8 protein-coding genes and 1 pseudogene are annotated in these 7,978 nt (G+C 60.7%); 1 reads left to right on the top strand and 8 read right to left on the bottom strand.

Annotated features, from left to right (window positions below; translation table 11 throughout):
• Positions 1–353: 353 nt before the first annotated feature.
• The 3 genes from rfbD to JNK99_RS07580 all read right to left on the bottom strand — a co-directional run bounded on the left by rfbD (position 354) and on the right by JNK99_RS07580 (position 2,748).
• Entirely contained in the window at positions 354–1,262 is a 909-nt protein-coding gene (rfbD, locus tag JNK99_RS07570) for a dTDP-4-dehydrorhamnose reductase (protein ID WP_291850910.1), read from the bottom strand.
• A gap of 6 nt (positions 1,263–1,268) precedes the next feature.
• Positions 1,269–1,817, bottom strand: a complete 549-nt coding sequence (gene rfbC, locus JNK99_RS07575; RefSeq protein ID WP_291850912.1) for a dTDP-4-dehydrorhamnose 3,5-epimerase — start codon at positions 1,815–1,817, stop codon at positions 1,269–1,271.
• A gap of 70 nt (positions 1,818–1,887) precedes the next feature.
• Positions 1,888–2,748, bottom strand: a complete 861-nt coding sequence (locus tag JNK99_RS07580; protein WP_291850913.1) for an amino acid ABC transporter substrate-binding protein — start codon at positions 2,746–2,748, stop codon at positions 1,888–1,890.
• A 242-nt stretch (positions 2,749–2,990) separates the two neighbouring features.
• Between JNK99_RS07580 and JNK99_RS07585 the strand changes: the two genes are divergently transcribed.
• The gene (locus tag JNK99_RS07585; protein WP_291850916.1) at positions 2,991–4,013 is read left to right on the top strand and encodes a DUF3616 domain-containing protein; all 1,023 of its coding nucleotides are present in this window, start codon (positions 2,991–2,993) and stop codon (positions 4,011–4,013) included.
• Between the two features lie 40 nt (positions 4,014–4,053).
• Here the strand turns inward: JNK99_RS07585 and JNK99_RS07590 are convergent, their stop codons facing one another.
• The 5 genes and pseudogenes from JNK99_RS07590 to JNK99_RS07610 all read right to left on the bottom strand — a co-directional run.
• Positions 4,054–4,839, bottom strand: coding sequence for a 3'-5' exonuclease (locus tag JNK99_RS07590; protein WP_291850919.1), 786 nt, complete (start codon positions 4,837–4,839; stop codon positions 4,054–4,056).
• 9 nt (positions 4,840–4,848) lie between these two features.
• The gene (gene cysM / locus JNK99_RS07595) at positions 4,849–5,748 is read right to left on the bottom strand and encodes a cysteine synthase CysM (protein WP_291850922.1); all 900 of its coding nucleotides are present in this window, start codon (positions 5,746–5,748) and stop codon (positions 4,849–4,851) included.
• Positions 5,741–6,745 carry an ADP-glyceromanno-heptose 6-epimerase gene (gene rfaD, locus JNK99_RS07600; protein ID WP_291850925.1) on the bottom strand — a complete coding sequence of 335 codons (1,005 nt, stop codon included), beginning with the start codon at positions 6,743–6,745 and terminating at the stop codon, positions 5,741–5,743. Before rfaD ends, cysM begins: the two co-directional genes overlap by 8 nt.
• Before the next feature lie 13 nt (positions 6,746–6,758).
• Positions 6,759–7,691: a D-glycero-beta-D-manno-heptose-7-phosphate kinase gene (rfaE1, locus tag JNK99_RS07605; protein WP_291850928.1), complete on the bottom strand. Its 933-nt coding sequence runs from the start codon at positions 7,689–7,691 to the stop codon at positions 6,759–6,761.
• An 83-nt stretch (positions 7,692–7,774) separates the two neighbouring features.
• Positions 7,775–7,978 (bottom strand): annotated as a pseudogene (locus tag JNK99_RS07610) (lipopolysaccharide assembly protein LapB); the annotation flags it as partial.

Genomic DNA, 7,978 nt, shown 5'->3' on the forward strand with positions numbered 1-7,978 from the left:
GAAACCTGTCGCCGTCGCGGAGCATCCGCCTGGCAATACCTCGGCACCGTCATCGCCGCCGCTCGCAAAGGCTTGCAGCTTCCCACGATTCCCGCCATCCCGGCAAACGTGTAGGGGAGTGAACGATTACGCAGCGTCAGCGTGCGCTGCCGGGTGAAGTGCTTGGAGCTGATCCGTGCCGCTTCGAGAAACGTGCTTGAAAACAGATAGTTAGACAGGTATATACGTATCTTCGAATATTCAGGCCGTCATGTGATGGTCCTTTATAAACAATGCATTACACCGAGATTATCGAACACAACTACACCCGCCGCAAGGCGAACGCCTGCGCGGCTTTGGGAGCGCCATCAAAGTTATCCGAAAGTGCTAAGTTGTGAGGATGGATCACCACCCTCCTGCTTCAGGCGCCTGAGGCATCTGGCCAGGCTGGCTCTCCAATGCGGAATCGCGAGCCCGTATTTTTCCCGAATCTTGCTCTTGTCCAATACCGAATAAGCGGGCCGCGGCGCCGTCAACGGCAAGTCCCTGCCAAGAACTGGAATCACATGGCAGGACAAGCCCGCTTCCCTGACGATCTCGACGGCCAGATCGTACCATGAGCAAACCCCCTCGTTGGAGTAGTTATAAATCCCGCCGACAAAGGCCAGACGACCTCCGGAAACACCCGAAATAATGCCCATTATTGCATCGGCAAGATCCGCCGCGTACGTGGGGGTTCCCGTCTGGTCGAACACGACCTGCAGTGACCGATTATCGCCAGCCTTCCCGAGAATCGTCTTGACGAAGTTTTTTCGGAATGGCGAGTGGAGCCAGGAGGTACGTATCACCATTGACGCATGGTGGAGCAAGGCATGCGTCTCACCGCCGAGTTTTGACCTGCCATAAACCGACAAGGGGTTGGTTGCGGCATCCTCCCGATAAGGGATGTTTGCCCTGCCATCCAGCACGTAATCCGAGGAAACATGAATAAGCCGGCACTGCGAACCACTGATTGCAGCGCGGAGATTCCCGACCCCGGTACTGTTGATCAGAGCAGCCGCATCAGGCTCGCTCTCTGCCTGGTCCACCAGATTATACGCCGCACAATTGACGATCCAGTCCGGTCTCGTCCGATTGATGAAGAGGTCCGTCTCCCGTTCATTTCCGATATCGAGCGCCTCGACATCGGTGAAGACGAAGTCGTGTCCAGCATGGTTCCCCGAGGCTGCCCGCAACTCGTTGCCAAGTTGTCCATTGGCCCCGGTTATCAGGATGCGCGGCATGCTGGTCTAAAAGTCATTCTCCGCGTCTTTCAGACACGGCTGCCGCAAGTCTTTCTCGCTGATCAGTCGAGCGCTCGTCTCCACCTTCCAGCAGATACCCAGGTCTGGATCGGTCAGCAGGATTCCCCGTTCATGTTTGGGGTTGTAAAAGTCGTCGCATTTGTACTGGATGATCGCACTGTCACTCAGCACCGAGAATCCGTGCGCAAACCCTTTAGGAATCAGCACCTGTTCCTTTGCCTCGGCATCGAGTTCGACGGCGAACCATTCCCCGTAGGTCGGGGATTCTTTCCGGATATCCACCGCGACATCAAGAATTCTCCCGGTTACGACGCGTATCAGTTTCGCTTGGGCATGGGGATTCATTTGATAATGCAAGCCACGAATGACACCCTTGCACGACCTGGATTCGTTGTCTTGAACTGGCAAGAAGGAAATTCCCGCTTTCTCGAAAGTGCGCTGGTTGTAACTCTCGAACAGGTACCCCCGGCTGTCCGGGTAGACGTCCGGCTTGATGACCAGCAACCCCTGCAGACGTGTTTCAATAATCTGCATCTGTTGGATCGTCCCGCCTGTTCTGGTAATTCCCGGTCATATCGGCAATGACTCTCGGAGTCGGCGTACCCTACTCCGGCAAGCCGTTGAGATGATACAGGCTGTCGAGCTGAGCACCCGGCTTGGCAAGAAAACCGAACCACCGGTCGTAAATGCCATGGATTTCGCGAGTGCGCGAAAGACGCGCCAATTCGCGGTTGACGGCGAGGCGAAAGTCCGCATCATTGCGCCGCATCATCAAGGCATAAGGCTCGTAGGAGAAGGTCTCGTGACCGATCACCCAGTCCGTCGGGCTGCCGGAATCAAGCGCCAGGCCGATCAACAACGCCCGATCCGAGGCATAGGCGTCCGCCCTGCCTTTCAGCAACGCCGACAGCCCCTGCTGGTGGTCGTTGACCCTGACCAGCTCGGCAACCACCTTGTGCTGCGCCAGGGCCTCACCGAGCGTGCGCTCGCTCGTCGTACCGACGGCCACCGCAATCTTCCGGCCAGCCAGATCCTCGAAGCGCTTGATCCCGGAACCGCGACGCGACAGGTAAGATGCGCCGTCGACGAAGATCGGTAGGCTGAAATCGACCTCCTGCATGCGCGCCAGGGAACTCGTGGTCGAACCGCACTCGAGATCGATGTCACCTGACTTGAGTCGGGCGATACGCGTCTCGGGCGTCACCGGAACCCAGAGCAACTGCAGTTCCTCAATGCCGAGCTGCTTGACAATCGCCGCCACCACCTTGGTACAGAGGTCCACCGAATAGCCCCAGGGCTGGTTGTCGTTACCGGTATACGAGAAGGGGATCGACGCTTCACGATAACCCAGTGCGATCGTCTTGCTTGCCCTGATCTTGTCCAGTGTTCCGGCCGCCTGGGCCAGCGTGCTCAGACACAGCAAGAGGCTGGTTGCCACCGCCGGAAACCAATGGTCAAGCCGCATTCCGTTTCTCCCCGGGATTTGTCATGTCTTCAGGCCATGATTCTGACATGTCCTTGGCCGCTTGAGAATCACCCTGCCATTGCCTTTTCGCTGGACTGGTCCGGCCGTGGGCCCAGCGGTCCCGGCAAGCGCATGCAGCACCGAGGGCAGCACTCAGCGAGCAAGGTGGTTTGCCCACATCCTGCGGCCCGGGCGCGAGGCGCTATACTCACGCTTCCGATGCCCCGGGAAACGACACAACCATGAACCCGCTGATTCATAGCACCACCCTGCTCCTCATCTGCCTGCTGACTACCGTCCCCGTCCGGGCAGATGTCACACGTTATAGTGGACTGTGCGATGCTTCCGCCGCGGTGGCGCTCGATGAACAGCACTTCGTGGTGGCTGATGACGACCACGACTTTCTGACAATCTACCGACGTGGCAAACCGGATCCGGTGCACGGCCTCGACCTCAGCGAATATCTCGGCAATCGAGAGGTGGATGGAAAACTACGGGAGGCTGATCTGGAGGGCGCGGCAAGGATCGGCAACCGGATCTACTGGATTACCTCGCACGGCCGCAACAGCAAGGGCAAGCATCAGGAAGCCCGCCAGCGTTTTTTTGCCACCGACCTGGTCGACACCGGCAGCGGGCAGCGACTCCAAACTCCAACCAGTCCACCCTACACGCGGTTGATCGAGGAGTTGCTCGCAGACCCACGTTTCGCCGTTCTCGCCAGGGCACACGCGCTCAAGATTCCCCCCGAGGCGCCCGGCGGCTTCAACATCGAGGGACTGGCCGCCACACCGGGCGGCCAGTTGCTGATCGGCTTCCGTAATCCGCTGGCCGACGGCAAGGCCCTGCTGGTGCCGTTGAACAACCCGGCCGAAGTGGTCGATGCGACGGCACGCCCGCTCTTCGGCGATCTTGTTGTGCTGGATCTCGGAGGACGCGGTGTGCGCAGCATCGAGTTGCTGAACGGAGGCTACCTGATCGTCGCCGGACCCTACGACAATGGCAAACAAAGCGGCAAGGATTTTGCTCTGTACCACTGGTCGGGCAAGGCGGACGCTTCGCCGCAGCGTGTCGGGGAGGCCAACTTCGGCAAGCTGCACCCGGAAGCGATGTTCGCCTTCCCGGGCAGCAACGGAACCTATCTGCTCAGCGACGACGGAGATGAAAAAGTTGGCGGGCGGGCGTGCAAGGACAAGGAGGTGCCGTCCGGCAAGAAGTCGTTCCGCGGCATCTCTTTGCGCATGCCGGCCTTGAACAACCCTCCCTGAGGGGGAGCGGGCTAGAGCGAACGCACAGAGACGCGTCGTCCTACTGCCAGGCAGCGAGAAACTCCTGCCAGTGCACCTTGCCGATCTTCGCCAGTTCGCCTCGCACGAAAAGCACCTCCTGATCGTACTCGGCCGCCGAGAGTTCGCCGCGCATCAGGCGGAAACGAAGCGAGACGAGATAGGTATTGAGCACATCGGTCTCGCAGTAATCGCGGATCTCGCCAATCCGGCCTTCCTGCCACGCCTGCCAGACCTTGCCGCCATCCATGCCAAGCTTGCCGGGAAAGCCGATCAGCCTGGCCAGTTCATCGAGCGGCGCACTGGCACGCGGCTGATACATCGCCAGCAGGTCCATGAGGTCGAGATGGCGCGTGTGGTAACGACCGATGTAATTGTTCCATTTGAAGTCACGGCTGTCGGCGTAGTCGCCATCACCGAGGTCCCAGTAGCGCGGCGCCACCACACCATGCATCACCCCCCGATAGTGCAACACCGGCAGATCGAAGCCGCCTCCGTTCCAGGACACCAGTTGCGGCGTGAATTTCCCTATTCCGTCGAAGAAGCGTTGAATGATCTCGGCTTCGCCCTGCTTCGGCTCGGCCAGCGACCACACCCGGAAGTCCTTGCCTACACGCAGCGCACACGAAATCACCGCCACCCGCTGCAGATGCAGGGGCAGGAAGTCATTGCCGGTCGCCGCCCGCCGCTGTTGAAACGCCAGTTCCGCCACTTCGTCATCGGATAACGCCGGATCGAGCGCATGCAGCCGGCGCAGGCCCGCGACGTCGGGAATCGTTTCAATGTCGAAGACGAGGACCGGCTTCATCGGACTCTGTCAAGCCGGGTAGACCCCGGTCGACAAATAGCGGTCGCCACGGTCACAGACGATGCTGACGATCGTCGCATGCTCCACTTCCGCCGCCAGCCGCAGGGCGACGACCAGCGCACCACCCGACGAGATCCCGGCAAAGATGCCTTCTTCGCGTGCCAGGCGACGGGTCATTTCCTCGGCATCGCCCTGCGATACCGATTCGAGGCGATCAACGCGTGTCCGGTCGAATATCTTCGGCAGGTAGGCTTCAGGCCACTTGCGAATGCCGGGGATCTGCGAACCGTCTTCCGGTTGGCAGCCAATGATGCATACCGCCGGGCTCTGTTCCTTGAGATAGCGCGAAACACCCATGATCGTCCCAGTGGTGCCCATGCTGCTAACGAAATGGGTAATCTGTCCAGCCGTCTGGCGCCATAATTCCGGACCGGTTCCCTCATAATGCGCCAGCGGGTTGTCCGGGTTGGCGAACTGATCGAGAATGATGCCACGTCCCTCGTTGCGCAGTCCTTCGGCGACGTCGCGCGCCAGCTCCATGCCGCCATCCCTGGGGGTCAAAACCAGTTCGGCGCCGAAAGCGCACATCGTCTGACGCCGTTCGACACTCTGGTTTTCCGGCATCACCAGAACCATCCGGTAGCCCCGCGCCGCCGCCACCATCGCCAAGGCAATGCCGGTGTTGCCCGACGTCGCCTCGATCAACGTGTCGCCCGGCTTGATGTCACCACGTCGCTCGGCGTGAGCGATCATCGACAGCGCCGGGCGGTCCTTCACCGAACCGGCCGGGTTGTTGCCTTCCAGCTTGGCCAGAATGCGGTTGCCACGTGCTTCGCCGGCGTCTCCCGGCAGACGTTTCAAACGCACCAGTGGCGTGTTGCCAACGTAGTCTTCGAGCGTCTCATGCATGCGTATTCAACCATTCAACATAATGCGGGATGGCTTCGCGAAGGCTGGCGAAGGGCGCTTCGTAACCAGCCTTGCGCAGCTTCGAGAGGTCCGCCTCGGTGAAACTCTGATACTTGCCACGCAGGTCCGCCGGAAACGGAACGTACTCGATCAATCCCTGCTCGACCAGTTGCGCCAGTGGTAACGGGTCGTCGCCGGACAAGGCACGGCAGGCATTGACACTGGCCATGGCCAGCTCATTGAAGGTCTGTGCGCTACCCGTGCCGACATTGAAAATCCCTGACTTCTCGGGATGATCGAGGAAGAACAGGTTGACCCGGCTGACGTCGCCCACAAAAACGAAATCCCGCCGCTGTTCGCCATCCCCATAACCATCGCAACCGGCGAACAATTTCACCTTGCCACCACTGCGCAACTGGTTGTAGTGATGAAAAGCAACCGAAGCCATTCGCCCCTTGTGCGACTCGCGCGGCCCATAGACATTGAAATAGCGAAAGCCGACCACCTGCGAATTGAACGAACCGCTCCCCGCCAGGCGCTGGCGAACGATCTGATCGAAGAGGAACTTCGAGTAGCCGTAGACGTTGAGCGGCGCCTCGTGCGATCGCTCTTCGCGAAACACCCTGCCGCCGCCGTAGGTCGCCGCACTCGAGGCGTAGAGCAGTTGTACCTCCTGATCCAGACACCAGTCGAGCAGACCGAGCGAGTAACGGTAATTGTTCTCCATCATGTAGTGGCCATCGCTCTCCAGCGTGTCGGAACACGCTCCCTGATGGAGAATGGCCTCGACGTCGCCGTCGAAATCGCCAGCCAGCAGGCGATCGAGAAATTCCTGCTTGTCAAGGTAGTCCGCGATGTCGCAATCGACCAGATTGCGAAACTTGTCAGCCCGCGTCAGATTGTCGACCGCAATGATCTTGCGTACCCCACGCTCATTGAGTGCTCTGACCAGGTTGGAACCAATGAAGCCGGCGGCACCGGTAACGATGGTATACATGGACTCCCTTCAGCTAAATCAGTGTAGCGGCCAGTTCGTCATGCGCCACGACCGCCGTGCCCAGCTTGCCCACCACCACACCGGCCGCAGCGTTCGCCGCATGAACCGCCTCCGGCCAGGAAGCGCCGCAGGCAAGCATCACCGCCAGGGTGGCAATCACCGTGTCGCCAGCACCGGAAACATCGAATACCTCACGCGCCACCGCCTGTTCGTGGATCGCTCCGGCGGCGTGAAAGAGCGACATTCCCTCCTCACTGCGAGTGACCAGCAAGGCACGCAGTCCCAGCTCGCGACGCAGCGCCTCGGCCTTGCGCGCCAGTTCCTCCTCGCCGTGCCAGCGGCCAACCACCGTGCGCAGCTCGGCGCGATTGGGCGTCACCACGCTGGCGCCGGCGTACTTGGAAAAGTCGTCCCCCTTCGGGTCGACCAATACCTGCTTGCCCGCCACGTTCGCCAGCCGGATCATCTCGCCAATGTGCGCCAACCCACCCTTGCCGTAATCGGAGAGGATGACCGCATCGCACTCCGGCAGACGGGTGGCGAATTCGGCCAGTTTGGTGCGCAGCACCTCATGTGACGGTGAAGTCTCGAAATCGATCCGCAGCAACTGCTGCTGCCGACCGATCACGCGCAGCTTGACCGTCGTGCTGATCGCCGCATCGACATGCAGGCTGACATCGATGCCGCTCGACACCAGCAGGCGCTGCAGACTCTGTCCGGCCTCATCGTCGCCGACCACCGACAACAGGGCCACCCGCGCGCCCAGGGCTGCCACATTGCGGGCCACGTTGGCCGCGCCGCCGGGCCGTTCTTCGCAACGCCCCACCTTGACCACCGGTACCGGGGCCTCCGGCGAGATGCGCGTAACCTCACCAAACCAGTAGCGGTCGAGCATCACGTCGCCGACGATCAGCAACCGTGCCGCGGACAGATCAGCGAGGCGCATCGCGAACTGCCTCGGCAGGAGCGGCGGCACGCACGTGGCTGAAGTGCCGCGTGCCAGGCACGGGAAATGGCAAGCTTGAGCTCCTAAGGTGTCAGATCGAATTCTTCCGTGCGCTTCGGCGAATAGGTCTCCCAGCCGCCGCAGGCCGGACAGCGCCAGTAGAACTGGCGCGCCTTGAAGCCGCAATTATCGCACCGATAGCGCGCCAGACGGCGCGTGTAGGTCTGCACGATTCCCTTCGCCAACTCCAGATCGGCCCGATTGTCGGCCGTGGCAAACAGCAACCG

This window comes from Accumulibacter sp., from assembly GCF_016789985.1.
Lineage (GTDB): Bacteria > Pseudomonadota > Gammaproteobacteria > Burkholderiales > Rhodocyclaceae > Accumulibacter.

Bases quoted from the DNA above. Each gene is read 5' to 3' on its own strand.
- rfaE1 (WP_291850928.1), bottom strand. From the start codon at position 7,691: ATGCGCCTCGCTGATCTGTCCGCGGCACGGTTGCTGATCGTCGGCGAC.
- rfbC (WP_291850912.1), bottom strand. From the start codon at position 1,817: ATGCAGATTATTGAAACACGTCTGCAGGGGTTGCTGGTCATCAAGCCG.
- cysM (WP_291850922.1), bottom strand. From the start codon at position 5,748: ATGCATGAGACGCTCGAAGACTACGTTGGCAACACGCCACTGGTGCGT.
- JNK99_RS07580 (WP_291850913.1), bottom strand. From the start codon at position 2,748: ATGCGGCTTGACCATTGGTTTCCGGCGGTGGCAACCAGCCTCTTGCTG.
- rfbD (WP_291850910.1), bottom strand. From the start codon at position 1,262: ATGCCGCGCATCCTGATAACCGGGGCCAATGGACAACTTGGCAACGAG.
- JNK99_RS07590 (WP_291850919.1), bottom strand. From the start codon at position 4,839: ATGAAGCCGGTCCTCGTCTTCGACATTGAAACGATTCCCGACGTCGCG.
- rfaD (WP_291850925.1), bottom strand. From the start codon at position 6,745: ATGTATACCATCGTTACCGGTGCCGCCGGCTTCATTGGTTCCAACCTG.
- JNK99_RS07585 (WP_291850916.1), top strand. From the start codon at position 2,991: ATGAACCCGCTGATTCATAGCACCACCCTGCTCCTCATCTGCCTGCTG.